General features: G+C 65.0%; 25 protein-coding genes. 11 read left to right on the top strand and 14 right to left on the bottom strand.

What is annotated here, in order from left to right:
* Positions 1 to 774: 774 nt before the first annotated feature.
* The 9 genes from ACZ899_RS17775 to ACZ899_RS17735 all read right to left on the bottom strand — a co-directional run bounded on the left by ACZ899_RS17775 (position 775) and on the right by ACZ899_RS17735 (position 7,339).
* Complete coding sequence (locus ACZ899_RS17775; RefSeq protein ID WP_011531731.1) at positions 775 to 1,101, bottom strand: DUF3392 family protein; 327 nt, start codon at positions 1,099 to 1,101, stop codon at positions 775 to 777.
* A gap of 9 nt (positions 1,102 to 1,110) precedes the next feature.
* Complete coding sequence (gene hemW / locus ACZ899_RS17770) at positions 1,111 to 2,289, bottom strand: radical SAM family heme chaperone HemW (protein ID WP_234562112.1); 1,179 nt, start codon at positions 2,287 to 2,289, stop codon at positions 1,111 to 1,113.
* Positions 2,286 to 2,882, bottom strand: coding sequence for an RdgB/HAM1 family non-canonical purine NTP pyrophosphatase (rdgB, locus tag ACZ899_RS17765; RefSeq protein WP_203648526.1), 597 nt, complete (start codon positions 2,880 to 2,882; stop codon positions 2,286 to 2,288). The genes hemW and rdgB overlap by 4 nt, the downstream gene beginning before the upstream one ends.
* Entirely contained in the window at positions 2,879 to 3,313 is a 435-nt protein-coding gene (locus ACZ899_RS17760; protein WP_234562114.1) for a DUF4426 domain-containing protein, read from the bottom strand. Before ACZ899_RS17760 ends, rdgB begins: the two co-directional genes overlap by 4 nt.
* Before the next feature lie 25 nt (positions 3,314 to 3,338).
* Positions 3,339 to 3,959 (bottom strand): methionine biosynthesis protein MetW, encoded by a 621-nt coding sequence (gene metW / locus ACZ899_RS17755; RefSeq protein ID WP_011531735.1) that lies wholly within the window; start codon positions 3,957 to 3,959, stop codon positions 3,339 to 3,341.
* 7 nt (positions 3,960 to 3,966) lie between these two features.
* Positions 3,967 to 5,106, bottom strand: coding sequence for a homoserine O-succinyltransferase MetX (metX, locus tag ACZ899_RS17750; RefSeq protein ID WP_234562116.1), 1,140 nt, complete (start codon positions 5,104 to 5,106; stop codon positions 3,967 to 3,969).
* Between the two features lie 88 nt (positions 5,107 to 5,194).
* Entirely contained in the window at positions 5,195 to 5,785 is a 591-nt protein-coding gene (locus ACZ899_RS17745) for a YggT family protein (RefSeq protein WP_203648514.1), read from the bottom strand.
* A 10-nt stretch (positions 5,786 to 5,795) separates the two neighbouring features.
* On the bottom strand, positions 5,796 to 6,614 hold the full coding sequence (proC, locus tag ACZ899_RS17740; protein WP_234562118.1) for a pyrroline-5-carboxylate reductase: 819 nt from the start codon (positions 6,612 to 6,614) through the stop codon (positions 5,796 to 5,798).
* A 38-nt stretch (positions 6,615 to 6,652) separates the two neighbouring features.
* Positions 6,653 to 7,339, bottom strand: coding sequence for a YggS family pyridoxal phosphate-dependent enzyme (locus tag ACZ899_RS17735; protein WP_234562120.1), 687 nt, complete (start codon positions 7,337 to 7,339; stop codon positions 6,653 to 6,655).
* Positions 7,340 to 7,404: 65 nt separating this feature from the next.
* Here ACZ899_RS17735 and ACZ899_RS17730 point away from each other — a divergent pair, with 65 nt between their 5' ends.
* Positions 7,405 to 8,400, top strand: a complete 996-nt coding sequence (locus ACZ899_RS17730; RefSeq protein ID WP_234562122.1) for a type IV pilus twitching motility protein PilT — start codon at positions 7,405 to 7,407, stop codon at positions 8,398 to 8,400.
* Between the two features lie 182 nt (positions 8,401 to 8,582).
* On the opposite strand, the gene ACZ899_RS17725 is transcribed toward ACZ899_RS17730, so the two are convergent.
* Positions 8,583 to 9,233 carry a C40 family peptidase gene (locus ACZ899_RS17725; protein WP_234562125.1) on the bottom strand — a complete coding sequence of 217 codons (651 nt, stop codon included), beginning with the start codon at positions 9,231 to 9,233 and terminating at the stop codon, positions 8,583 to 8,585.
* Between the two features lie 158 nt (positions 9,234 to 9,391).
* Here ACZ899_RS17725 and ACZ899_RS17720 point away from each other — a divergent pair, with 158 nt between their 5' ends.
* Complete coding sequence (locus ACZ899_RS17720; RefSeq protein WP_023630210.1) at positions 9,392 to 9,817, top strand: NINE protein; 426 nt, start codon at positions 9,392 to 9,394, stop codon at positions 9,815 to 9,817.
* Positions 9,818 to 9,856: 39 nt separating this feature from the next.
* On the opposite strand, the gene ACZ899_RS17715 is transcribed toward ACZ899_RS17720, so the two are convergent.
* From ACZ899_RS17715 to ACZ899_RS17705, 3 genes are all read right to left on the bottom strand, one after another.
* Positions 9,857 to 10,561, bottom strand: a complete 705-nt coding sequence (locus ACZ899_RS17715; protein ID WP_096049169.1) for an SPOR domain-containing protein — start codon at positions 10,559 to 10,561, stop codon at positions 9,857 to 9,859.
* Position 10,562: 1 nt separating this feature from the next.
* Positions 10,563 to 12,299, bottom strand: a complete 1,737-nt coding sequence (gene argS / locus ACZ899_RS17710) for an arginine--tRNA ligase (protein WP_234562127.1) — start codon at positions 12,297 to 12,299, stop codon at positions 10,563 to 10,565.
* A 189-nt stretch (positions 12,300 to 12,488) separates the two neighbouring features.
* A complete protein-coding gene (locus ACZ899_RS17705; RefSeq protein ID WP_232854905.1) occupies positions 12,489 to 14,708 on the bottom strand; it encodes a primosomal protein N' in 2,220 nt (739 codons plus the stop codon).
* A 169-nt stretch (positions 14,709 to 14,877) separates the two neighbouring features.
* Here ACZ899_RS17705 and rpmE point away from each other — a divergent pair, with 169 nt between their 5' ends.
* From rpmE to ACZ899_RS17690, 3 genes are all read left to right on the top strand, one after another.
* The gene (rpmE, locus tag ACZ899_RS17700; protein WP_234561578.1) at positions 14,878 to 15,093 is read left to right on the top strand and encodes a 50S ribosomal protein L31; all 216 of its coding nucleotides are present in this window, start codon (positions 14,878 to 14,880) and stop codon (positions 15,091 to 15,093) included.
* A gap of 2 nt (positions 15,094 to 15,095) precedes the next feature.
* Entirely contained in the window at positions 15,096 to 15,917 is an 822-nt protein-coding gene (locus tag ACZ899_RS17695; protein ID WP_234561579.1) for a thermonuclease family protein, read from the top strand.
* 179 nt (positions 15,918 to 16,096) lie between these two features.
* Positions 16,097 to 17,365: a malic enzyme-like NAD(P)-binding protein gene (locus ACZ899_RS17690; protein ID WP_234561580.1), complete on the top strand. Its 1,269-nt coding sequence runs from the start codon at positions 16,097 to 16,099 to the stop codon at positions 17,363 to 17,365.
* Positions 17,366 to 17,554: 189 nt separating this feature from the next.
* Here ACZ899_RS17690 and ACZ899_RS17685 read toward each other — a convergent pair whose 3' ends face one another.
* On the bottom strand, positions 17,555 to 20,005 hold the full coding sequence (locus ACZ899_RS17685; protein ID WP_442799981.1) for a penicillin-binding protein 1A: 2,451 nt from the start codon (positions 20,003 to 20,005) through the stop codon (positions 17,555 to 17,557).
* 169 nt (positions 20,006 to 20,174) lie between these two features.
* On the opposite strand from ACZ899_RS17685, the gene pilM reads away from it, so the two are divergent.
* The 6 genes from pilM (at position 20,175) to aroB (ending at position 25,515) form a co-directional block, all read left to right on the top strand.
* Positions 20,175 to 21,071 carry a type IV pilus biogenesis protein PilM gene (gene pilM, locus ACZ899_RS17680; protein ID WP_234561581.1) on the top strand — a complete coding sequence of 299 codons (897 nt, stop codon included), beginning with the start codon at positions 20,175 to 20,177 and terminating at the stop codon, positions 21,069 to 21,071.
* A 68-nt stretch (positions 21,072 to 21,139) separates the two neighbouring features.
* A complete protein-coding gene (locus ACZ899_RS17675; protein WP_234561582.1) occupies positions 21,140 to 21,607 on the top strand; it encodes a PilN domain-containing protein in 468 nt (155 codons plus the stop codon).
* 59 nt (positions 21,608 to 21,666) lie between these two features.
* Complete coding sequence (locus tag ACZ899_RS17670) at positions 21,667 to 22,620, top strand: pilus assembly protein PilP (RefSeq protein WP_234561583.1); 954 nt, start codon at positions 21,667 to 21,669, stop codon at positions 22,618 to 22,620.
* Positions 22,577 to 23,800, top strand: a complete 1,224-nt coding sequence (locus tag ACZ899_RS17665) for a type IV pilus secretin PilQ (RefSeq protein ID WP_234561606.1) — start codon at positions 22,577 to 22,579, stop codon at positions 23,798 to 23,800. Before ACZ899_RS17670 ends, ACZ899_RS17665 begins: the two co-directional genes overlap by 44 nt.
* 4 nt (positions 23,801 to 23,804) lie before the next feature.
* Positions 23,805 to 24,323 (top strand): shikimate kinase AroK, encoded by a 519-nt coding sequence (gene aroK / locus ACZ899_RS17660; protein ID WP_186712005.1) that lies wholly within the window; start codon positions 23,805 to 23,807, stop codon positions 24,321 to 24,323.
* Positions 24,324 to 24,417: 94 nt separating this feature from the next.
* Positions 24,418 to 25,515: a 3-dehydroquinate synthase gene (gene aroB, locus ACZ899_RS17655; RefSeq protein ID WP_234561584.1), complete on the top strand. Its 1,098-nt coding sequence runs from the start codon at positions 24,418 to 24,420 to the stop codon at positions 25,513 to 25,515.
* The last annotated feature ends 3 nt before the right edge of the window (positions 25,516 to 25,518 follow it).

Here is a 25,518-nt window from a genome sequence, read left to right as displayed (position 1 = left end):
GGTCTGTCAGGGACTTCCTGCGCGATCACTTTGACGATGCCCGCTAAGGGTTAGTCGGGTGAGAAGCCGTCCTGGCTCGCCAGGGCGGCTTTTAGCAGCGCTCAGCCCCGCCGATCAGCCGCCCCGCCAATCAACACCAGCACCTTGGAAGACATCGGCAGGGCGTCAGCCAGGTCTGCCTGCAGCCAAAAAAAACCGCCTAGCTAAAGGCGGTTTTTTTATGCGGGCTTCGGGTTACGAATCCTCAGCCTGCGCAGTTCAAGCGTCACTGGAGACCACCCACAAACGCGATACTAGGAGTACTCGTGGAGTGCGTCAATCACGGAAATATCAGGCATCAAGTGTGACTGAGCAGGTAACAGCCTTGAACCTTTCGCTGTCGTAAGATTGCCCCGCTCTCATGGGGGAATTTCCAGTGGCGGGCCGGGAAGCGAATTCGTTCTGCTGTCTCGGCCCCTTCGACGCGGCCTACGAACCGCGCCGGCAGAGTTTCGAAGGGCCATCTACCCGGCCACTTCACTGGAGACCACCCCACATGATCTCCGAAGGCGTCGAAGTGCCGGTCAGACGCTGGAAGATTGGCCCAGCCAACACGGAGGCCAAGGCATATGAAGCGTTTGCTGAATACGCTGAGCCGTGTCTGGAAGCTGGTTCGGATCCTGATGGTTTTCAGGACCGCCAGGGACTTCCTGCGCGATCACTTTGACGATGCCCGCTAAGGGTTAGTCGGGTGAGAAGCCGTCCTGGCTCGCCAGGGCGGCTTTTAGCAAACCCTCAGCCCCGCCGATCGGCCACCACGCCAATCAATACCAGCACCACCAGCAGCACCGGTGCCAGCGCATAGTTGTTGAACTGCCCCAGCCCCTTCACGATCCACGGCGTCGCATAGATCAGTGCCGCGCCGCTGCCGATCATCACCAGCAGCGCCATGAACGGCACCCGCAGGGCGCCGGCCAGGCCACCCAGGCGGCCTTCCACCCAGCCCTTGATATCGGTGCCGAACAGCACCAGCAGGCAGCCCACCAGGGCCAGCGAGATTTCTGACAGGTTGCTGCGGCTCCAGCGGGAAACGGTCGAGAGCAGGTCAAGTACCAGGTCCATGGGTCATCCTTAATTCAAGAAGTACTGCAGCAGGTCGTTGAGGAACAGCTGACCACGTGGCGTGGCGGCCAGCCGATCCGGTTCGACCTGCAAAAGGCCTTTTTGTTCGGCTTCACGGCGGGCTTCGGCCAGTTGTGCCAGGGGTAGGCCGGTGCGCAGGCTGAACAGTTCGGCCTCTACCCCGTCGGTGAGGCGCAGGGCGTTCATCAGGAACTCGAAGGGTAGCTCATCGGCCGGCAGCAGCTTCTCGCCGGCCTTGAACGGCTTGGCCGGGTTCAGGTAGTCCTTGGGCAGGCGGGTCTTCCAGGTGCGCAGGATGCGTCCGTCGGGGAACGACAGTTTGCCGTGGGCACCGGCACCGATGCCGATGAAGTCGCCGAAGCGCCAGTAGTTCAGGTTGTGCTGCGCGGCACGACCGGCCTGGGCGTAGGCCGAGACTTCGTACTGGCGGTAACCGTGATCGGCCATCAGCGCCTGGCCGGCTTCCTGGATATCCCAGAGGATGTCGTCCTCGGGCAGCTCAGGCGGCTGGTTCCAGAACACCGTGTTCGGCTCTACCGTCAGCTGGTACCAGGACAGGTGCGTCGGCGCCAGTTCGACGGCCTGACGCAGGTCGCCCAGGGCGTCGTCGAGCGACTGGTCCGGCAGGCCGTGCATCAGGTCCATGTTGAAGTTGTCGAAGCCTGCCGCCCGGGCCATGTCGGCGGCACGCACCGCTTCGGCACCATTGTGGATGCGCCCGAGCTTCTCGAGCTTGGCGGGCTGGAAACTCTGCACGCCGATGGACAGGCGGTTGATGCCGGTCTGCCGGTAGGCCTTGAACTTCTCCTGCTCGAAGGTGCCCGGGTTGGCCTCGAGGGTGATCTCGATGTCCGGGGCGAACGGGATGCGTTGCTCGACTCCGCGCAGCAGGCGACCCAGTGCATCGGCGCTGAACAGACTGGGGGTGCCGCCGCCGAAGAAGATCGTGCTGATGGAGCGGCCCTGGACGGCAGGCAGTTCCTGGTCAAGGTCGGCCAGCAGGGCATCGATGTATTCGGCTTCAGGCAGCTTCGGGCCGGCCTGGTGCGAGTTGAAGTCGCAGTACGGGCATTTGCGCACGCACCAGGGAATATGGATGTACAGCGACAGCGGCGGGAGTTCGGGAAGGATCAGGCCCGCCGGTTGCACGAACAGCTTTTCGGTCATGCCAGGCCCAGACGTTGACGCAGCAGGGCCATGGCGCGAGCGCGGTGGCTGAGCTGGTTCTTGTCGACCGGGGCGAGGTCGGCGCTGGAGCACTGGCGCTCCGGGACCCAGAACAGCGGGTCGTAGCCGAAGCCGTGCTCACCGCTGGCCTCGAACAGGATGCTGCCGTGCCACAGGCCTTCGCAGAGGATCGGCAGCGGATCGTCGGCATGCCGCACCAAGGCCAGGACGCAGACGAACTGTGCGCCGCGCTGGTCTTCAGGCACGTCCTGGAGCGCTTCGAGCAGCTTGGCGTTGTTCGCCGCGTCGCCCTTGCCGTCGGCGTAGCGCGCCGAGTAGATGCCCGGCGCGCCGCCGAGGAAGTCCACTGCCAGGCCCGAATCGTCGGCCAGGGCCGGCAGGCCGGAGATGCGTGCGGCGTTGCGCGCCTTGAGGATGGCGTTCTCGACGAACGACAGGCCGGTCTCTTCCGGCTCCACCTGGCTGAATTCGCCGATCGAGCGCAGGTGCACGGATTCGCCGAGCATGGCCTGCAGTTCCTTGAGCTTGCCGGCGTTGTGGCTGGCCAATACGAGTTGCGTAAGATTCATCATTCGCCTGGGAACACTTCCTGGTTGAAGCTGAGTTTATGACTGACGCCGCCGGTTTCGACGTTGATATCGAAAGTGACGGTCTCGGCCTGGTCGATCTTGAACTGGGCGATGTAGTAGACCGCGCCCTGGTCGGTGATCTGCTTGAACGACAGCGGGTTGCTGCGCCCGGTCAGGTCCTTCACCGTACCGCTGACCACCGCCGTTGCAGGCTTCTCGGCCTTGAGCACGGCGATGTTGAGCACGCCCTGGTTCTTGCTGCGGGTCAGGCCCGTGGCGGCGGCGATGTCCGGTTGCAGCATGCTCGAGGTGAAGGCGCTGTAATGGACCGTCACATCGCCGAACACTTCCTTGCGGTCAGGCCTGGCGGCATCGGCAGCCAGTACCGGCAAGGCCAGGCACAGGCTGATCAGAAACAGTGCTAGTCGACGCATGATCCCATTCCTCCGTTCGCGAGGGTCAGACCGCGAGCTGATGCTCCTGCAGGCCCGGGCTGCTGACCCGATAGATACCGATCTCACCTAGAAGATTAGGCCATAGCCGCCCGCCCAACCCGTTACGGTGCAGACGGTCGACGGCCAGGCGGTCGAGAACCTTGGCGTGGCGCTCATGGCACAGGTTCTCGAAGTCTTCGAAGGTGCAGAAGTGGATGTTCGGGGTGTTGTACCAGGTATACGGCATGAAGTCCGAAACCGGCATGCGACCCTTGGTCGCCAGGTACCAACGGCAGCGCCAGTGGCCGAAATTGGGGAAGGTGATGATGCACTGGCGCCCCACCCGCAGCATCTCGTCGAGGATCCGGTCGGGGTATTCCACGGCCTGCAGGGCCTGGGTCATGACCACCACGTCGAAACTGTTGCTGGCGAAGTTGCCTAGGCCCTTGTCCAGGTCCTGTTCGATGACGTTGACTCCCTTGGCCACGCAGGCGGCGATGTTGTCGGCGTCGATCTCCAGGCCATAGCCGGTGACATTCTTGCGCTCGCGCAAGGAGGCCAGCAGTTCGCCGTTGCCACAGCCCAGGTCGAGGACCCGGCTGCCGGCGGGGATCCAGTCTTGGATGATTTCCAGGTCGGCTCTCATGCGGTCCTCAGAGGGCGATGCGGTTCATGTAGTTCGCGAAGCCCTGCATGTAGCGGGGCGTCGGGATGAGGAAGGCGTCGTGGCCATAGGGCGAGTCGATGTCCAGGTAGCAGACGTTCTTGCGCGCGGCCATCAGGGCGTCGACGATCTCCCGCGAACGGGCCGGCGAGAAGCGCCAGTCGGTGGTGAACGACATGATGCAATAGTCCGCCGTGACGTGGGCCAGGGTAGCCGCCAGGTCACCGCCATGGGCCGCAGCCGGGTCGAAGTAGTCCAGCGCCTTGGTCATCAGCAGGTAGGTGTTGGCGTCGAAGCGGCCGGAGAACTCCTCGCCCTGGTAGCGCAGGTAGCTTTCGACCTGGAACTCGACGCTGTGGAAGTCGTAGTTGAGCTTGTCGCTCTTGAGCTCGCGGCCGAATTTCTCGCCCATCGAGTCGTCGGACAGGTAGGTGATGTGGCCGACCATGCGCGCCAGCATCAGGCCGCGCTTGGGGATTACGCCCTGGTCCTGGAACGAGCCGCCGTGGAACTCGGGGTCGGTGAGGATGGCCTGGCGCGCCACTTCGTTGAAGGCGATGTTCTGCGCCGACAGCTTGGGTGCCGAGGCGATGTCCACGCAGTGGCGCACGCGGTCCGGGTAGGTGATGGTCCACTGCAATGCCTGCATGCCGCCGAGGCTGCCGCCGACGATGGCGGCCCAGGTCTGTACACCTAAGCGGTCGGCCAGGCGCGCCTGGCTGTGCACCCAGTCCTCCACGGTCAGCACCGGGAAGTCGGCGCCGTAGGGCTTACCGGTGGCCGGGTTGATGCTGCTGGGGCCGGTGCTGCCGTTGCAGCCTCCCAGGTTGTTCAGGCTGACAACGAAGAAGCGGTTGGTGTCGATCGGCTTGCCGGGGCCGATGCAGCTGTCCCACCAGCCCGGCTTGCGGTCGGTGGCGGCATGGTAGCCGGCGGCATGGTGATGGCCGGACAACGCATGGCAGATCAGCACGGCATTGCTGGCAGTGCTGTTGAGGGTGCCATAGGTTTCGTAGATGAGCTCGTACGAGGCCAGGGAGCGGCCACAAGCCAGGGCCAGCGGTTCATCGAACCGGGCAATCTGCGGTGTTACCAGACCGACGGAATCTTCGGGAAGGACAGTGGACATCGACCCTGCTCACGCTTGACGGAGGCGTAAGTCTAAAGAGCGCTACCCCCAGCGGCAAGCAAAGGCTTGCCGCTGGATGCAGTACGGATCAGATCATCCGCCACAGCTCTTGCGGCATGCCGGCGTAGGCCGCCAGCTGGGGCATCAGGAACGACTGGATCACCTGGATGGCGATGAAGGCGAAGATCGGCGAAATGTCCATGCCGCCGAGGTTCGGCACCAGGCGGCGGAACGGCGCCAGCACCGGCTCGCTGATCTGGTAGGCCAGCTCGGCGGCGGGGTTGTGGCTGTTCGGCGCGACCCACGAGACGATGACCATGACGATCATCGCCACCCAGAAGATCTTCAGGAACAGCGAGGTGATGCCCAGGATCGACCACATCACCAGGTGCAGGATGTCGCCGAAGGTGCCGTAGGTGACCATCAGCACGAAGGCCATCAGCAGTGCCTGGATCAGGATCGACAGCAGCAGCGAGGAGGTGTCCAGGCCGGCGATGCTGGGAACCACCCGGCGCAGCGGCTTGAGCAGCGGCTGGGTGGCGCGCACGGCGAACTGGCTCAGCGGGTTGTAGAAGTCGGCCTTGACCAGCTGCAGCACGAAGCGCAGCAGGACGATCACCAGGTACAGGCTGACCAGGGTTTGCACCACGAAGATCGCGGCGCCGGACAATGCATTCATCAATGGCTCCTTATTTGCCCAGTTGTTCGGCCAGTTCGGCGGAACGTTTCGCCGCGGCCTGAAGTGCCTGCTCGACGATCACCTCGAACCCGCTGGCCTGGAACGACTTGATCGCCGCTTCCGTGGTGCCGGCCGGCGAGGTCACGCGGCGGCGCAGCTCGGAGGCGTCGACGTCGCTGGCAACCGCCATGCGGGCGGCGCCCAGGGCGGTCTGCAAGGTGAGTTGCGAGGCAGTTTCACGCGGCAGGCCGAGTTTCTCGCCGGCGGCGGTCATGGCTTCGATCAGCAGGAAGAAGTAGGCCGGGCCGCTGCCGGAGACGGCGGTGACGGCATCCAGCTGCTGTTCTTCATCCAGCCACAAGGCGGTGCCGACCGACGACAGCAGCTGTTCGGCCTGCTGGCGCTGCTCGGCGGACACTTCCCCGGTGGCATACAGGCCGCTGACGCCCTGGCGCAGCAGCGCCGGGGTGTTGGGCATGCAGCGCACCACCGGGATCGCGCCCAGCCAGGCCTGCAGGCTGGCGCAGGTGATGCCGGCGGCGATGGAAACCACCAGCTGGCCGGGCTTGAGGTTCGGTTTCAGCGTTTCGCAGACCGCCTTCATGACCTGCGGTTTCACCGCCAGCACGATCACGTCCACGCCCTCGATGGCCTGGGCGTTGCTTTCGAAGGCTTCGATGCCGTGCTCGGCCTGGATCCGCGCGCGGGTCTCGGCACCCGGGTCGCTGGCGCGGATCTGCGCGGCGTCCAGGCCCTGGGCACGCAGGCCGCCGATCAGGCTGGCGGCCATGTTGCCGGCGCCGATAAAGGCAATACGAGTCTTGCTCATGTCAGGTCCTTGAAGGAAAGAGTGAGTTAAGCATGGATTCAGGGCTGTCCGTAGTCGCGGGCACCGAACAGGGCGGTGCCGATGCGGACCCAGGTCGCACCTTGGGCGATTGCGGCTTCCAGGTCGTGGCTCATGCCCATCGACAGGGTGTCCAGGCCGAGGCTCAGTTGCTCCTGGAGCTGGCGCAGGATGGCAAAGGCGGCCTCCTGCTCGGCACGGTCCTCGGTCGGCTCCGGAATCGCCATCAGGCCGCGCAGGCGCAGACCGGGCAGGGCGTTCACCGCCTGGGCCAGGGCCGGCAGCTCGGCGGGCATGCAGCCGGACTTGCTGTCCTCGCCGCTGACGTTGACCTGCAGGCAGACGTTCAGCGGCGCCAGGCCGGCAGGGCGTTGCTCGGAGAGGCGTTGGGCGATCTTCAGGCGGTCCACGGAATGTACCCAGTCGAAATGTTCGGCGATGGCCTTGGTCTTGTTCGACTGGATGGGGCCGATGAAGTGCCAGATCAAGGGCAGGTCGGAAAGCGCCTGTTGTTTTGTCAGGGCTTCCTGAAGGTAGTTTTCGCCCACATCGCGCAGCCCGGCCGCAAAGGCCTCGCGGATGGCGCTGGCGGGCTTGGTCTTGCTCACCGCCAGCAGCTGGATGCTGGCCGGGTCGCGTCCGGCGGCCATGGCCGCGCTGTCGATGCGGGTGGCAATGGCGCCAATTTTGTCTGCTAGGGTGGACATGGTTCGTCGCCGACGGCTTTGGGGTCAGCGGCATTCTACCTGCTTGATCGCCGTTGGGGAGTCTCATGGATGTGACCGACCTGTTGGGCCGGGCCCTGGCTGCCGGTGCCAGCGACCTGCATCTGGCTGCTGGCGAGCAGCCGCTGCTGCGTGTGGATGGGGTGTTGCAGCGCCTGGACCTTGCGCTGCTGACGACAGGGGCGCTGGAAGACGGGATGGCGGGTCTGCTTGATAGCGAGCAGCGGCGGCAGTGGGCGGCCGGGGATGAGCTGGACCTGGCGGTGAGCCTGGATGGACTGGGGCGTTTTCGGCTGAACCTGTTCCGCCAGCGCAATGGTCCGAGTGCCAGCGTACGTTTGGTCCCCGCGAGCGTGCCCTGTCTGGAGGCACTTGATCTGGTGCATGTGTTTCAAATCATCTCCCGGTACCGGGATGGCCTGGTCCTGGTCGGTGGTGCCACCGGCAGCGGCAAGTCGAGCACCCTCGCGGCGCTGATCGATCGGCTCAACCGCGAATACGCATTGCATATCGTCACGCTCGAGGACCCGATCGAGTTCATCCACGGCAGTCAGCGCAGCCTGGTCAATCAGCGTGAGATCGGCCTGCATAGCCGTGACTTTGCCCAGGCCCTGCGCAGTGCCCTGCGTCAGGACCCGGACGTGATCATGATCGGCGAGCTGCGCGATCTGCACAGCATTCGCCTGGCGTTGCGCGCCGCGGAGACCGGGCACCTGGTGCTGGCCACCGTGCATACGCGATCGGCGGTGAACAGCATCGACCGGCTGGTGGAGGTGTTCGCGCCGGAGGAAAAGCCGCTGGTGCGCAGCATGCTGGCTGACTCCCTGCGGCTGGTGGTCGCGCAGGTGCTGGTGCGGCGATCAGGCGGCGGGCGGGTCGCGGCGCGGGAGGTGCTGGTGGCGACGCCTGCGGTGCGCAACCTGATACGTGAGGGGCGCCTGGCGCAGATCCATTCGCTGATGCAGGCTGGTGCGGCGGCGGGGATGTGCACGATGGAGGGGGCGCTGCAGGCGCTGGAGGCGCGGGGTTTGATAGTGGGTTAGGAACGTCCACAGAGACTGAAAGTGCACCGCAGTCCCTGTGGGAGCGGCTTTAGCCGCGAACACCGGCAGAGCCGGTGCCATCCTCCGCGTCGCTTGTTTCGCGGCTAATACTCTCCCACAGAGTTCGCGCTGGGCGCGGAATCATGGTTCCCTTCGATCTCCCACAGGGACTGCTGGGCGTTTCAGCGTTTGGCCAGGCTCAGCGCCTGTTGCTGCTGCTTGGGCAGCACGCGCTTGGCTACCACGTAGTGCTTCTGCCAGTAAGGCTTCTCCAGGCTGTCGATGCTCACCCGCTTGCCGGTGCGCGGCGCGTGGATGAAGCGGTCGTTGCCCAGGTAGATGGCGACGTGGTTGACCCGACGGCTCTTGATGTTGAAAAAGATCAGGTCGCCTGGCTTGAGGTCGCCCTTGGCCACCTTGACGCCCTGACCCTGGGCCATGGCATTGGAGGTGCGCGGCAGGTCGACATCCGCCACATCGTTGAACGCATACTTGACCAGGCCGCTGCAGTCGAAGCCCTTCTTCGGGCTGCTGCCGCCCCAGCGATAGGGCGTGCCGAGCACGTTCACCGCACGGCTGAGCACTTCGCTGCTCTGCTTCGGCGACATCGCCACCGCCTGCATGCCCACGGCGTGCTGCTTGGCGGCATTGGCCGGGCGCGCGCGCAGGCTGGTGGTGCTGCGGTACTGGATCGGGGCGCGTTTCACCGTGGCGTCGGCGTTGGTCGTGTAACCGGTGAATCCGCTTGGAAGACGTTGCTCACGGTTGGTGGCGTGGGCGGCCAGGGGAAATAAAAGGCAGAGGGTCAGCCATGTCTTGAAGAAAGGTGGCATAGATGAAGCTCTTTATAAGTGTTGGCGCGCAACTTTATAACAGCTTTTTGATCAAATTCTGATCCGTTGGTCGCTCAGCCACGTACCATATGTCGGGTCAAAACGAAAAAGTCACATTTTTCGTTAGAAAATTTTCGGCTATCCCACGAGGGCTTCGAATGAATGGTTATCAACAGGGTGCCCCTTCGCACGACACCCACAGCAAGGTCCTCGGCTATCTGCTGTGGATCTTCGGCTTCACCGGCTCGCACCGTTTCTACTACGGCAAGCCGATCACCGGGACGATCTGGTTCTTCACCCTCGGGCTGCTGGGCATCGGCTGGCTGATCGACCTGTTCCTGATCCCGTCGATGGACCGCGAGGCGGACATGCGCTTCGAGTCGGGCGGTGTGGATTACAACCTGGCGTGGATCCTGCTGACTTTCCTGGGAATTTTCGGGGTGCACCGGCTGTACCAGGGCAAGTGGATCAGTGCCTTGATCTACCTGTTCACCGGTGGTCTGTTCCTGCTGGGGGTGCTGTATGACTTCTGGACGCTCAACAGCCAGATCTCTCAGGTCAACGCCGAGCGTCGCCGGGTATGAAAAAAGGCCTTGTCGCGGAGTGCGGCAAGGCCTTTTTCGTTACTGGCGCCGCTGTTGCAGCAGCAGGTTGCTGAAGCCTGCCCCGGCCAGTTGCTTCTGCGCCACGGTCAGCTGTTCGCGGTTGCTGAACGGGCCGACCATCACGCGGTACCAGGTTTCTTCCTTGACCGTGCCCGACTCCACCTTGACCGCCTGGCCGAGCAGGATGATCTGCGCGCGAACCTTGTCGGCGTCTGCCTGCTTGCGGAACGAGCCGGCCTGCAGGAAGAACTGGGTGGTGGCTGCCGGCTTGATCACCGGAGGTGCCGGTGGCGGCGTCTGCCCCAGCAGCGCGGCCTGGGCGCGGGCGGTGTCGATCTTCGCCGCTTCCGCTGGCGTGACCGGCGTGCTAGGCACAGGCGGCTGCGCCGGTACCGGCGGGGTTTTCTCCGGCACGGCCTCGGGCGGCACGATCACTTCCGACTCCGGCAGCAGGGTATAGAAGTCGTACTTCGGCTTCACCGGTTGCTGTGGCGTCGGCGTGGTGGTCTTGCTCGCCTCGGCGACTTTCTCCGGCTTGTGCTGCTCGGGCTTGGTGCGTTTGATGTCGTCACCGCCCGGCTCGAGCTTCATCAGGAAAACGATGAAGGCGCCGACCGTCAGGCCAACCGCCAGCCACACCCAGCCCGGGATCGGCTGCTTGCTGGCAGGCGGCTGGGAACGGCTGGCGCCGCGCTTGGGTGCGGGTTTCTTCTTTGCAGCCAACTTACATGCGCTCCAGGGTTTCCAGGCCGAGCAGTTCCAGGCCCTGCTTGAGGGTGCGGCCGGTCAGGGCGGCCAGGCGCAGGCGGCTCTGCTGCTGTTCGGTGGTTTCGGCAGAGAGGATCGGGCAGTTCTCGTAGAAGCTGGAGAACAGGCCGGCGAGGTCGTACAGGTAGCTGCACAGCACGTGCGGCGTGCCTTTTTCGGCGACGTTGTTGAGGATCTCGCCAAACTGCGCCAGGCGCGCGGCCAGGTCCTGCTCGTGCGCTGCCTGCAGGACGATGCTGCCGTCGACTTCGGCGAAGCCCTTGCCGAGCTTGCGGAACACGCCGGCCACGCGGGTGTAGGCGTACAGCAGATACGGCGCGGTGTTGCCTTCGAAATTGAGCATCAGTTCGAAGTTGAAGCTGTAGTCGCTGGTGCGGTGCTTGGACAGGTCGGCGTACTTGACCGCGCCGATGCCGACCACCTCGCCGATGTGGCGCAGTTCGTCCTCGGCCAGCGACGGGTTTTTCTCCTTGACCAGCGCGTAGGCGCGGTCCTTGGCTTCGGTGAGCAGGTCGATCAGCTTGACGGTACCGCCATCACGGGTCTTGAACGGGCGGCCATCGGCGCCGTTCATGGTGCCGAAGCCCATGTGCTCCATCTTCATCGGATGGCCGACGAAGCCGGCGCGACGGGCCACTTCGAACACCTGGTTGAAGTGCAGGGCCTGACGCTGGTCGACGAAGTACAGGGCGCGGTCGGCCTGCAGCTTGTTGCTGCGATAGCGCACGGCGGCCAGGTCGGTGGTGGCGTACAGGTAGCCGCCGTCGGCCTTCTGCACGATCACCGGCAGTGGCTCGCCCTCGGCGTTCTTGAATTCCTCGAGGAACACGCACTGGGCACCCTGGTCCTCGACCAGCAGGCCCTTGGCCTTGAGGTCGGCGACCACGTTGGCCAGGTCGGCGTTGTAGGCGCTCTCGCCCATCACGTCGGCCATGGTCAGCTTGACGTTGAGCAGTTCGTAGGTCTTCTGGCAGTGCGACAGCGAGATGTCCTTGAAGCGCGTCCACAGCGCCAGGCAGTCCGGATCGCCGGCCTGCAGCTTGACCACCAGGCCGCGGGCGCGGGTGGCGAATTCTTCAGACTCGTCGAAGCGCTTTTTCGCTGCGCGGTAGAAGTTTTCCAGGTCAGACAGCTCATCGCTGGTGATCGGGTTTTCCTGCAGGTAGGCCATCAACATGCCGAACTGGGTACCCCAGTCGCCAACGTGGTTCTGGCGGATGACGTTATCACCCAGGAATTCCAGCACGCGCGCCACGCTGTCGCCGATGATGGTCGAGCGCAGGTGGCCGACGTGCATTTCCTTGGCCAGGTTCGGCGCCGACATGTCGATCACCACCTTCTCGGCCGGGCCGGCCTTGCGCACGCCCAGGTGCTCGTCGGCCAGGGCGGCGTCGAGGCGATTGGCCAGGGCCTCGGTGTTCTGGAAGAAGTTCAGGAAGCCGGGGCCGGCGATCTCGACCTTGCTGATGTCGTCGCTTTTCGGCAGGGCGTTGATCAGCTTCTCGGCCAGATCGCGCGGCTTCATGCCGGCCGGCTTGGCCAGCATCATGGCGATGTTGCTGGCGAAGTCGCCGTGGGTCTTGTCCCGGGCGTTTTCCACCTGGATCGCCGGCGTCAGCCCTTCAGGCAGCACACCGTCGGTGGCGAGTTGGGTGAGGGCTTGCTGGATCAGCTGGCGAATGGTGTCTTTCATGGGATTCTCTTTTCGACCGCAAGCGCGGTGGAGCGCTTCGATGCGCAGGTGGAAAAACTGGGCATTATCCGTTGCCGGGGGCGGGTTGCCAACCTTTTGGCCGGTATCGCTGGTCAGGCGTGGGAGCGGGCTTGCCCCGCGATGGGCGCAATCGCGGGGCAAGCCCGCTCCCACGGACCGTTCAATCTCTCAGTACAGGTCCACCGGATCGACATCCAGCGACCAGCGCACCTGCCGCCCCGATGGCATCTGCTCCAACACTAGCAACCAGGCACTGATCAGTCGATGCAACTGAGCCCGGGCATTGGCCTGGAGCAATAGTTGCGCGCGGAAGCGGCCCGCCCGTCGTTCCATGGGCGCCGGGACCGGCCCCAGCAGCTCGATGCCGTGCAGGCCCTGTTCGGCCATGACCCGCTCGGCGGCGGCGCAGGCTTCGTCGAGGAAGCTCTCGGCCTGGCCCGGCTTGTGCGCATCCGCACGCAGCAGGGCCAGGTGGGCGAACGGCGGCAGGCCGGCGGCGCGACGTTCGCTCAGGGCCTGCTCGGCGAAGGCGAAGTAGCCCTGCTCGGTCAGTTGCACCAGCAGCGGATGGTCGGCCAGGTGGGTCTGCACGATGACCTTGCCCGGTTCCTCGGCGCGTCCGGCGCGACCGGCGACCTGGACGATCAGCTGGGCCATGCGCTCGCTGGCGCGGAAGTCGCCGGAGAACAGTCCGCCGTCGGCATCAAGAATCGCCACCAGGGTGACGCGGGGGAAGTGGTGCCCCTTGGCCAGCATCTGGGTACCTACCAGGATGCTCGGCTGGCCGCGCTGGATGGTGGCGAACAGGTTGTGCATGGCGTCCTTGCGCGAGGTGCTGTCGCGGTCCACGCGCAGGATCGGGTAGTCGGGGAACAGCACCTTGAGCCGCTCTTCGGCGCGCTCGGTACCGGCCCCCACCGGGCGCAGGTCGACGTGGGCGCACTGTGGGCACTGCAACGGCAGGCGTTCGTCGTAGCCGCAATGGTGGCAGCGCAGCACGGCAGAGCGTTGGTGCACGGTCATGCGCGCATCGCAGCGCGGGCACTCGGACAGCCAGCCGCAGTCATGGCAGAGCAGCGTCGGGGCGAAGCCGCGGCGGTTGAGGAACACCAGCACCTGCTGCCCAGCCTCCAGGGTCTGGCGGATAGCCTGTTGCAGCGGGCCGCTGATGCCGCTGTCCAGCGGCAGGCTGCGCACATCCAGGCGCAGGAAGCGTGGTGCCTTGGCACCGCCGGCGCGTTGGTTCATGCGCAGCAGGCCGTAGCGGCCACTATGGGCGTTGTGCAGGCTTTCCAGTGACGGTGTGGCCGAGCCCAGCAGGATCGGGATGTTCTCCTGATGGGCGCGGACCACGGCCAGGTCGCGGGCGTGGTAGCGCAGGCCTTCCTGCTGTTTATAGGAGCCGTCGTGCTCCTCGTCGATGATGATCAGGCCCGGGTTCTTCATTGGCGTGAACAGCGCCGAGCGGGTGCCGATGATGATGTCGGCGTCGCCGTCGCGGGCCGCCAGCCAGGCGTCCAGGCGCTCGCGGTCGCCCACCGCCGAGTGCAGCAGGGCGATGCGGGCGTTGAAGCGCTGCTCGAAGCGTTGCAGGGTCTGCGGGCCGAGATTGATCTCGGGGATCAGGATCAGCGCCTGCTTGCCGGCTTCGAGGGTTTCGCGGATCAGCTGCAGGTAGACCTCGGTCTTGCCGCTGCCGGTAACGCCGGCCAGCAGGTAGGCGTGGAAGGCGCCGAAGCCTGCGCGCACCGCCTCGAACGCCGCGCGCTGCTCCTCGTTGAGCGGCAGCTCCGGCTGGGCCAGCCAGTGCTCGTGGCGTGCGGCGGGCAGGTGACGGCGGATCTCGACGGTCACCAGTTCCTTGGCCAGCAGCAGGTCGAGGCTGTCCTTGTTCAGGCCGAGCTTGCTCAACAGGCTGTGGGCCACGCCGTGAGGGTGCTGCGACAGGGTCTTGAGGGCATCGCGCTGGCGCGGGGCGCGGGCGATGCGCGGGTCCTCCAGGCGTGCCCCGGGGGCGACGTGCCAGAAGCGCTCCTGGCGCGCCTCGGCCAGCTCGCCCTGGCGCAGCAGGGTCGGCAGGGCCCAGCTCAAGGTGTCGCCCAGGCTGTGCTGGTAGTACTGGGCTGTCCACAGGCACAGCTTGAACAGCGCAGGCGGCACGGGCGAAACCGGGTCGAGCAGGGCGCTGGCCGGCTTGAGCTTGTCGGCGGGGACTTCGCTGTGCGTGGCGACCTCCACCAGCACGCCGATCATCTCGCGGCGACCGAACGGCACGCGGATGCGCATGCCTGGAGTCAACGCCTGGCGGGCCATGCTCGCGGGCGCCCGGTAGTCGAACAGGCGACGCAGGGGCGAGGGCAGGGCAAGGCGCAGGATGACGTCGGACACGCGGAAAGTCTCTGGAGGGCGTTTCACAAAGCAGACGAGCCTAGCAGACGACGGTCGGTGCAAGCGACAACTTGCGCTGCAGCCGCGCTCTGGTATTATTCGCCGCCTAATTACGTGCGGTATTCAACAATTGGTGTTGGGTGGCGGCACGCAGCTCGAGGAAGTGACCATGAAAGCAGATATTCATCCGAACTACGAAGTAGTTGCAGTCACCTGCAGCTGCGGCAACAAGTTTGAAACCCGTTCGACCCTGGGCAGCGTCCTGTCGATCGACGTTTGCAACCTGTGCCACCCGTTCTACACCGGTAAGCAGAAAGTCCTGGACACCGGTGGTCGCGTACAGAAGTTCGCCGATCGCTTCGGCATGTTCGGTGCCAAGAAGTAATCATGCGCATGGCGAATCTTTCGAGGTTCGCGTTGCTGCAAAAGAAGGCGCCCCTTGTGGGCGCCTTTTTTGTGGGCGCGATCTGGCATTTTCCGGCCCTGGCGTTCTGTCCGTTGCCCGAGCAGCCGCAGCAGGTGATGGTGCGCCAGGTGGTCGATGGCGATACCCTGCGCCTGAGTGACGGACGCAATGTGCGGCTGATCGGCATCAATGCGCCCGAGATCGGTCGCAAGGGCCGCACCAGCGAGCCCTACGCCGAGGCCGCGAAGCGGCGCCTGCAGGCGCTGGTCGAGGCCAGCGATGGCCGCGTCGGCCTGGTTCCGGGCGAAGAGCCCAAGGACAAGTACGGTCGTACCCTGGCGCACATTTATAGCCGTACTGGCGACAATCTCGAAGCACAACTGCTCAGCGAAGGCCTTGGCTACCGGGTTGCCATCGCCCCCAACGTGGCCTTGTCGGCCTGTCAGCAACAGGCCGAGCAGCAGGCGCGCAACGCCGGAACCGGGTTGTGGCGACAGTCGCCGGTTGTACGTGCGGGGGATGTCAGGCAGTCCGGTTTTGCCGTGATCGGCGGCCAGATCAAGGGTATCGAGCGCAACCGCGGCGGTATCTGGCTGGAGCTCGACGATGCGGTAGTGCTGCAGATCCCCGCTCGTCTGCAGCAGCGCTTTCCCGCCAGCTTCTTCGCTAACCTCAAGGGACGCCAGGTCGAGGCGCGTGGCTGGGTGCTGGATCGATCCCGCAAGGGCGGGCTCAAGCCCGGGCAGCGACGCTGGCTGTTGCCATTGACCGATCCGAGCATGCTGGCGACTGTTCCAGGCTAAATAGTTGTAGACATTCTTATGCTGGATTGTACACACTGGCTTCCGTAAGCCCCGTGGGTTATAGCGTAAAGTCGTAGGCCAAAGGCCTTGACACATAGTGACCGGGCAGTCTTGTCGCCCCCCGGCTCTTTGCGTATCCTCGGCGGTCCGTCAGAACAGTAAACAGCGGAATGCCCATCATGTCAGACCTGAAAACCGCCGCTCTCGAATACCACGCCCAGCCCCGTCCGGGGAAACTGAGCGTCGAGCTCTCCAAGCCCACCGCCACCGCCCGTGACCTCGCCCTGGCCTACAGCCCAGGCGTCGCCGAACCCGTGCGCGAGATCGGCCGTGATCCGGAGCTGGCCTACAAGTACACCGGCAAGGGCAACCTGGTTGCGGTGATCTCCGATGGCACCGCCATCCTCGGTCTGGGCGACCTCGGCCCGCTGGCCTCCAAGCCGGTGATGGAAGGCAAAGGTGTTCTGTTCAAACGTTTCGCCGGTATCGACGTGTTCGATATCGAAGTCGAGTCGGAGAGCCCACAGGCCTTCATCGACACCGTTCGCCGCATCTCCATCACCTTCGGCGGCATCAACCTGGAAGACATCAAGGCACCTGAGTGCTTCGAGATCGAGCGCACCCTGATCGAGCAGTGCGACATTCCCGTGTTCCACGATGACCAGCACGGTACCGCCATCGTTACCGCCGCGGGCATGATCAACGCCCTGGAAATCGCCGGCAAGAAGCTCGAGGAGGCGAAGATCGTCTGCCTGGGCGCCGGCGCCGCCGCCATCTCCTGCATGAAGCTGCTGGTGAGCATGGGTGCCAAGGTCGAGAACATCTTCATGATCGACCGCAGCGGCGTGATCCACGCTGGCCGCGACGACCTGAACCAGTACAAGGCCCAGTTCGCCCACGCCACCGACAAGCGCACCCTGGCCGATGCCCTGGATGGCGCTGATGTGTTCGTCGGTCTGTCCGGTCCGAACCTGCTGAGCGCCGAAGGCCTGAAGTCGATGGCCGCCAACCCGATCGTGTTCGCCTGCTCGAACCCGGACCCGGAAATTGCCCCGGAACTGGCTCACGCCACCCGCAGCGACGTGATCATGGCCACCGGTCGTTCCGACTACCCGAACCAGGTCAACAACGTACTGGGCTTCCCGTTCATCTTCCGCGGTGCCCTGGACGTTCGCGCCAAGCGCATCAACGAAGAAATGAAAATTGCCGCCGCCGTCGCCCTGAAGGACCTGGCCAAACTGCCGGTACCGAAGGAAGTCTGCGACGCCTACGGCGTGCAGGCCCTGGAGTTCGGTCGTGAGTACATCATTCCGAAGCCGCTGGATGCTCGCCTGATCACCGTGGTTTCCGATGCCGTGGCCAAGGCCGCCATCGAATCCGGCGTGGCTACCCTGCCGTATCCGAAGCACTACCCGCTGAAAAGCGTGGATGACGTGTTCAACGGCTGATCCGGTCGTAGCGTCATGAAAAAGCCCCGGCTCGTGAGAGTCGGGGCTTTTTGTTTGCTTTTGGATTCACCGAAGCCATTGTGGGAGCGGGTTTACCCGCGAAAGCATCGTTGGCTTCGCTGAAGCCTTCGCGGGGTAAACCCGCTCCCACAGGATCGAAGTTGCCTTTGAGGTTTGTCGTTTACCTGGTCAGAACAGGTCCATCGGCGCCGCTTCATCTGCCGGCAGCGGGCTGCCAGGTGCCGCGCCATTGCCTAGCTCGTCCACGGACGGTGGCGAGTCCTCGGCCTTGAACAGTTCGAAGTAGGCATTCGGCGTGCCCGGCGTGGCGGCGCGGCCGCTGACCGGGTCGACGCGCAGGCTGAGAATGCCTTCAGGTTCGGCCGGGGCGTGCTCAGGCTTGTCCTTCAGCGCCGCACCCATGAAGCTCATCCAGATCGGCAGCGCCACGGTGCCGCCGTACTCGCGTCGGCCCAGGGTTTCCGGCTGGTCGAAGCCGACCCAGACGGTGGTGACGTAGTCGGCGTTGTAGCCGGAGAACCAGGCGTCCTTGGACTCGTTGGTGGTACCGGTCTTGCCCGCCAGGTCCGCACGGCCGAGGGCCAGGGCGCGACGGCCGGTGCCGCGCTTGATCACGTCCTGCAGCATGCTGGTGAGAATGTACGAGGTGCGGCCGTCGATGATCTGCTCGGCCACGGCAGGCACTTGCGCTGCCGGGGCTGCCTGGCCGAGGGCCGACGGTGCTTCACCCGGCATTGGCGCGACGCTGATCGCTTGCTCGGGGGCGGCGAGGCCGGCCTGGTCCTGGCTGCCCTGGGGCACCCGTGCCGGGTTGGCGGTGAACAGGGTTTCGCCGTTGCGGCTTTCGACGCGCTCGATCAGGTAGGGGCTGATCTTGTAGCCGCCGTTGGCGAAGGTGCTCCAGCCGGTGGCGATCTCCATCGGCGTCAGGGTCGCGGTGCCCAGTGCCAGCGACAGGTTGCGCGGCAGGTCCTGCTTGTTGAAACCGAACTTGGCGATGTAGTCGATGGTGCGGTCCACGCCCATGGCCTGCAGCAGGCGGATCGAGACCAGGTTGCGCGACTTGTACAGCGCCTCGCGCATGCGGATCGGGCCAAGGAAGGTGTTGGTGTCGTTCTTCGGACGCCAGACCTTGTCCAGGTACTCGTCGACGAACACGATCGGCGCGTCGTTGACCAGGCTGGCGGCGGTGTAGCCGTTGTCCAGCGCGGCGCTGTAGACGAAGGGCTTGAAGCTCGAACCCGGCTGGCGCTTGGCCTGCATGGCGCGGTTGTAGTTGCTCTGCTCGAAGGAGAAGCCGCCGACCAGGGCGCGGATGGCGCCGTTGTACGGGTCGAGGGTGACCAGGGCACTCTGGGCGCCGGGCACCTGGCTGAACTTGAGCTTGCCATCCTCCAGGCGCTGCAGGCGTACCAGGTCGCCGACCTGAGCCACGTCGGCCGGCGACTGCGGCGAGCGCCCCTGCGAGTTGCTGTTGAGGTACGGGCGCGCCCATTTCATGGTGTCCCAGGCCACATTCTCTTCCAGGCCGCCGCGACTCATCACCTTCAGGCCGGTCTTCTCGACCTGGGTGACGATGGCCGGCTCCAGGCCGCCGAGGGTGCGCTGCTTGCCCAGCTCCTGCAACCAGGCCGCGCGCGTCTTGCCCGGGAAGCGTGCCTCGGGGCCGCGGTAACCGTGGCGCTCGTCGTACTCGCTGAGGCCGTTGAGCACCGCGCTGTTGGCCATCTGCTGCATGTCGCTCGGGACCGTGGTGGTGACGCGGAAGCCTTCGGTATAGGCGTCGCTGCCGTAGCGGCCGACCATCTCGGCGCGGGCCATCTCGGCGACGTAGGGGGCGTTCACCTCCGGAGTCGGCACGTGGTAGCTGGCGTTCAGCGGTTCGGCCAGGGCCGCCTGGTAGCTGGCTTCGTCGATCTTGCCGAGCTTGTACATGCGCCCGAGGATCCAGTCGCGGCGCTCCTTGGCGCGTACCGGGTTGGCCAGCGGGTTGAAGCGCGATGGCGCCTTGGGCAGGCCGGCGATCATCGCCATCTGCGCCAGGCTCACGTCGCGGATCGACTTGCCGTAGTACACCTGCGCTGCGGCATCGATGCCATAGGCGCGGTTGCCGAGGTAGATCTTGTTGACGTAGAGCTCGAGGATCTCGTCCTTGGTCAGCTCGCGTTCGATCTGCAGGGCCAGCAGGATCTCGTTGGTCTTGCGCGAGAAGCTGCGCTCGCTGCTGAGGAAGAAGTTCTTCGCCACCTGCATGGTGATGGTGCTGCCGCCGGTCTGGATATGCCCGGACTTGAGCAACTGCGATGCCGCGCGCATCAGGCTGCTCGGATCGACCCCGTAATGGTTGAGGAAATTGTCGTCTTCGGCGGACAGAAGCGCCTGGATGAACTGTGGGGGAATTTCCTGGAACTTGATCGGCGAGCGCCGCATTTCGCCGAACTCGGCAATCAGCTTGCCGTCGCTGCTGTACACCCTCAGGGGGATTTGCAACTGGACGCTTCTGAGCGAGTCGACCGAGGGCAGGCTGGGGCTAAGATACAGAAACGCACCGCTCACACCGAGCACGAGCGCGCAGATGACGGCGACGAGAGACCACCAGAAGAACTTCAGCAGACGTATCAAGGCTTTTGGGTGTCCAGGTTGAGGAGTGGATTGCGCGCGGGGCCGGCGGACAGAAAAACGCTGGCCATTATAAGCATTTTTCGTCCCGCCGGGTGACCGCCCGGGACGCGGGACGAGCGCTCGCGCCGCAACGGCGCGGGCTGCCGATGACCAGGAAGAAACAGCCATGCTTGGACGCTTTGGTAGGGACGCCGGTTCACTGCTGGGGGTGGAAATTGCCTCCGACTCCATACGAATGCTGCATCTGCATCGCCAGCGCGGCGGTTGGCGTGTGCAGGGCTGGGCGCAGGAGCGCTTCGAGCCTGCGCTGCCTGACAGTGCCGCATCCGACGAGGCAGAGGGGTTGGTCATGGGATTGCGGCGGGCCCATGATCAATGTCGGACGAGGCAGTTCCGGATCGCCCTGGCATTGCCCGCCTCCCAGGTGATCTGCAAGGTGTGCCGGGTAGCTGCCGGGCTGACCGACCTTGATGTCGAGGCCGCCGTGCTGGTTCAGGCCGAACAGCTGTTCCCTTTTCCGCTGGAGGATCTCGCCCTGGACTTCTGGGTGCAGGGTGCATGCGCTGACGATCCCGGACAGTTCGAGGTACTGGTGGTGGCTTGCCGGCAAAGCCAGCTCGATCCGCTGGAGCGGGTGTTCGCCAGGGCCGGATTGCAGCTTGAGGCCGTGGAGGTAGACAGCTTCGCGCTACGGCGAGCATTGCTGCCTGAGGTGCCGGCTCGTGGAGCGGTACTGCTGCAATTGGAGCCGGGCGAAGTGGTCATGCACCGCTGGCACGGCAGCCCCGCGCCGCAACGACAGCGGCTCGCCCTGGGCTCGCCGGCGCAATGGAGTGAGGCTGTCGATGATCTCTGGCGGTTGGGTGAACGGGCGCCCGTAGAGGAAGTTGTCCTGTTCGGCTGCGCTGCTGATGAGGACCGGGCGGCGTATTTGCGAGAGCACTTGGGTGTGAAATGCCAGGTGGGTTGCCCACTCCCTCTGGCCGGCCTGCTGGAGAGGGATGGCCTGCGCGCAGCTTCGATGGTCCTGGCCTGCGGGCTGGCCATGGGAGGCCGGGCATGATGGCGAGACTGAACCTGATGCCTTGGCGCGAGCAGCGTAGGGCCAGGGTTGTGCGACGATTTCAGATCATGCTGGTTGTCGCCCTGGTAGTGGCACTGTGCGGGGTCATATGGCTCGATCAGATGGCGCGGTCGCGTCTGGCCAGGCAATCACTGGTCGTCGCCTCGCATCAGGCGGAGCTTGAGCGGCTCGATGCCACCTTGAGGCAGGTCGATCAGCTGCGCGGCAGGCGGGCGGCGTTGCAGGCCGAGCATGCCGCAGTGTCCGCACTGGACGCCGGGCGATCGCAGATGCCCGGCCTGTTCCTCGCCCTTGAGCAGGCCCTGCCAGAAGGCGCTCGCTTGACGGAGGTGGATGTTGAGGCGGGGCGCCTGCGCCTGGGCGGCCTGGCGGCCTCCGCGTCGGTGGTCGCCCGGTTCATGCGCGATCTGGAGCAAGTGGGCATGGTGCGGAACCTCGAGCTCGTTCACATCAGGCGCCATGTCCAGGGGGACGAGTTCCTGCTGGCGGCGCGATTGCTGGCGGGCGAGTCGTGAACCGCCTCTGGCCCCTTGACTGGCAGGCGTTGGCTGGCCGGTCGGGAGTGGTGAGGGCCATGGTGTGCCTGGCGCTCGTGCTCATGGTTGCTTGCGTGGGCTACCTGGTTCGTCTGCGTGATCCGGTTCAGGGGCATGTCGAGTCTGTCCGACTGCAGCTCCAGCTACAGGACGAACTGGAGGAGCGCGGGGCGCGCCTCGTCGAACTGGGTGTCGAGCAGCAGGCGCTCGAGCACGCACGGGTGCTTTTGCAGGCGGCACGATGGCGGCTGGCCGCGGGAGAGGGCATGAGCGAGCTGCTCGATCAGCTGGCGTTATCGGGGCATGAGCATGGCCTGGTATTCGAGCGAGTCGAAGTGCAGGAGGCACAGCAGGCTTCAGTGTATCGGGTGCAACCGCTGGAAATCGCGGTGTCGGGACAGTATCCGGCGCTGCGTCTGTGGCTGGAGCAATGGCTGCGGCAATTGCGTCTGCTGAATGTGGAGCGGCTCAGGCTGGTCCTGAAGGATGAGGGGATTGGGCGAGTTGATGCTCAGCTACGACTACATGCCTACCACCCCGGAGAAGAGCTGCCGGTCCCGGCGTCATTGGCGGATGAGCCGGCCCAGGCAATCTTGTCGAAGAAGACGGCATTCGATCCGTTCCGGGCCTGGTCGCCTCCCAGAGAGGGCGGTGACCTGGCGCATGTTCCTTTGGCACGACTTGAGATGGTCGGCAGCCTATCGCGGGCAGGGTGGCGACAGGCCTTGCTGCGCTCGGGAGGTCGCCTGTATCGGATTGCGCAGGGCGAGCGGTTGGGGCTCGAAGGGGGTGTCGTGGTAGCCATCGAATTCGACCGGGTGGAGGTCCACGAGCGGTTCTACATCGATGGGCGCTGGCAGGCGCGCCCCAGGTATCTGGTTCTTGGAACGCGTGAGCAAGGAGAGGTCAGGGATGAGACCGACGAGAGGGTGGAGCGGCGCGCTATTGATGCTGGGGCTGCAGATGGCGCAGGCCGAGACGTTTCAGGGTGAGCCGATGTCGCTCAACTTCCAGGATGTCGAACTGCGTTCGGTGCTCCAGGTCATGGCCGACCACGCGGGCATCAACCTGGTGGCCGGCGATTCGGTGCAGGGGCGGATAACCCTGCGTCTGGAGGATGTGCCCTGGGGCCAGGCGCTTGACCTGGTGTTGCGCAGCAAGGGGCTGGGCAGGCGCCAGGAGGGGAATGTGCTGCTGGTCGCTCCCCTGGCCGAGCTCGCCGGGCAAGCCCAGGACATGCGTCAGGAGGTATTGCTGGAGCCTCTGCAGCGTGAGTTGATCCCTGTGTTCCATGCCAAGGCCGGCGAGTTGGCGGAGCTGTTGCTGGCGAGCCTGGCTGACGACGGTGCCCTGGCCGGGCGTGGCAGCCTCAGTGTGGATGTACGCACCAATACACTGGTAGCCACCCAGCCTGCCGCCCGGCTCGCCGAACTGCGCAGGCTGGTCACACAGCTGGATGTGCCGGTGCGCCAGGTCATGATCGAGGCACGGATCGTCGAGGCCAATGTCGATTACGATAAGGCCTTGGGCGTGCGCTGGGGTGGACCGCTGTATGGCGCGGAGCGCCGGCTGGGCAGCAACCTGTTCGTCGACCTCGGGGTCGAGCGGGCTGGTGCCGGGCTCGGGGTGGGGCTGCTGCGCAGCGATATCCTGCTCGACCTGGAGCTCAGCGCCATGGAAAAAAGCGGCAATGGCGAGATCATCTCCCAGCCCAAGGTGGTCACGGCCGACAAGGAAACCGCGCGTATCCTCAAGGGCACCGAAGTGCCCTACCAGGAAACCACCCGCAGCGGCGCCACGTCGGTCTCCTTCCGCGAGGCGTCCCTGTCGCTGGAGGTGACCCCGCAGATCACGCCGGACGGCAAGGTGATCATGGCGGTGCGGGTGACCAAGGACGAGCCGGACTTCATCAATGCCCTCAACGATGTGCCGCCGATTCGCAAGAACGAGGTCAATGCCAAGGTGCGGGTAACCGATGGGCAGACCATTGTGATTGGTGGCGTGTACTCGACGTCGCAGAACAAAGTGGTCGACAAGGTGCCATTTTTCGGCGATCTGCCGTATGTTGGACGGCTGTTTCGACGCGATGCATTACAAGAGAAAAAATCCGAGCTGCTGGTCTTCCTGACTCCGCGTATCATGAGTGACCAGGCGATTGCTGTGAGTCGTTGATTCTGTGCGAAATTTGATACTTGTGGGGCCCATGGGCGCTGGTAAAAGCACCATCGGGCGCCTGTTGGCCAAAGAGCTGCGCCTGCTGTTCAAGGATTCCGACAAGGAAATCGAACTGCGAACCGGCGCCAACATCCCGTGGATCTTCGACAAGGAAGGCGAACCGGGCTTTCGTGACCGCGAGCAGGCGATGATCGCCGAGCTCAGCGCGCTCGATGGCGTGGTCCTGGCCACCGGCGGCGGCGCGGTGATGCGCGACGCCAACCGTGCGGCGCTGCGTGCCGGCGGGCGGGTGGTCTACCTGCACGCCTCGGTGGAGCAGCAGGTGGGGCGTACCTCACGTGATCGCAACCGGCCGCTGTTGCGCACCGCCAACCCGGAAGCCACGTTGCGCGCCCTGCTGGAGACACGCGACCCGCTTTATCGCGAAATCGCTGACCTGGTGGTGGAAACCGACGAACGGCCACCACGCATGGTGGTGCTCGACATTCTCGAGCGCCTGCAGAAGTTGCCGCCCCGCTGAGCGGGGTCTATCCTCGGCGACCAACGCCGAGACGGGGTTGAACGTCACCGCGCGGGGCCGCACCGCCGCGCGTCCAAGCACATTGTGGGGATACATGCAGACACTAAAGGTCGACCTGGGCGAACGTAGCTACCCGATCTACATTGGCGAAGGCCTGCTGGACCAGCCCGAGCTGCTGGCGCCGCACATTGCCGGACGGCAGGTCGCCATCGTCTCCAACGAGACCGTCGCGCCGCTGTACCTCGAACGCCTGAGCAAGACCCTGGGTGCCTACTCGGTGCTGCCCGTGGTGTTGCCCGACGGCGAGGCCCACAAGAACTGGGAAACCCTGCAGCTGATCTTCGATGCGCTGCTCACCGCCCGCCATGACCGTCGCACCACCGTGGTCGCCCTGGGGGGCGGCGTGATCGGCGACATGGCCGGCTTTGCCGCAGCCTGTTACCAGCGCGGCGTCGACTTCATCCAGGTGCCGACCACGCTGCTGTCCCAGGTGGACTCGTCGGTGGGCGGCAAGACCGGCATCAACCACCCGCTGGGCAAGAACATGGTCGGTGCCTTCTATCAGCCCAACGCGGTGCTGATCGACACCACCAGCCTGAAGACCCTGCCCGGACGCGAGCTGTCCGCGGGCCTGGCCGAAGTCATCAAGTACGGCCTGATCTGCGACAAGCCGTTCCTCGCCTGGCTCGAAGACAATATGCAGGCGCTGCGTGACCTGGATTGCGTCGCCCTGACCGAGGCCATCCGTCGCTCCTGCGCGGCCAAGGCCGCCGTGGTCGGCGCCGACGAGCGCGAATCGGGCGTGCGTGCCACGCTCAACCTTGGCCATACCTTCGGCCATGCCATCGAAACACACATGGGCTATGGCGTCTGGCTGCACGGCGAAGCCGTGGCGGCGGGTACGGTCATGGCCCTGGAAATGTCCATGCGCCTGGGCTGGATCGACCAGCCGGCGCGTGATCGCGGAATTCGCCTGCTGCAGGACGCAGGATTGCCGGTGGTGCCACCACAGGAAATGACCCCGGCGCATTTCATGGAGCACATGGCGGTCGACAAGAAAGTGCTCGACGGGCGCCTGCGCCTGGTGCTGTTGCGCCAGCTGGGCGAGGCCGTCGTCACCGACGACTATTCGACAGAGATTCTACAGGCCACCCTGGCGGCGGATTACCGCGCGATCGTGGCCCAGCTTTGAGGT

The organism is Pseudomonas sp. TE31087, assembly GCF_057284075.1.
Note: the sequence above shows the minus strand (reverse complement) of the source record. Positions and strands in the feature narration are given on the sequence as shown.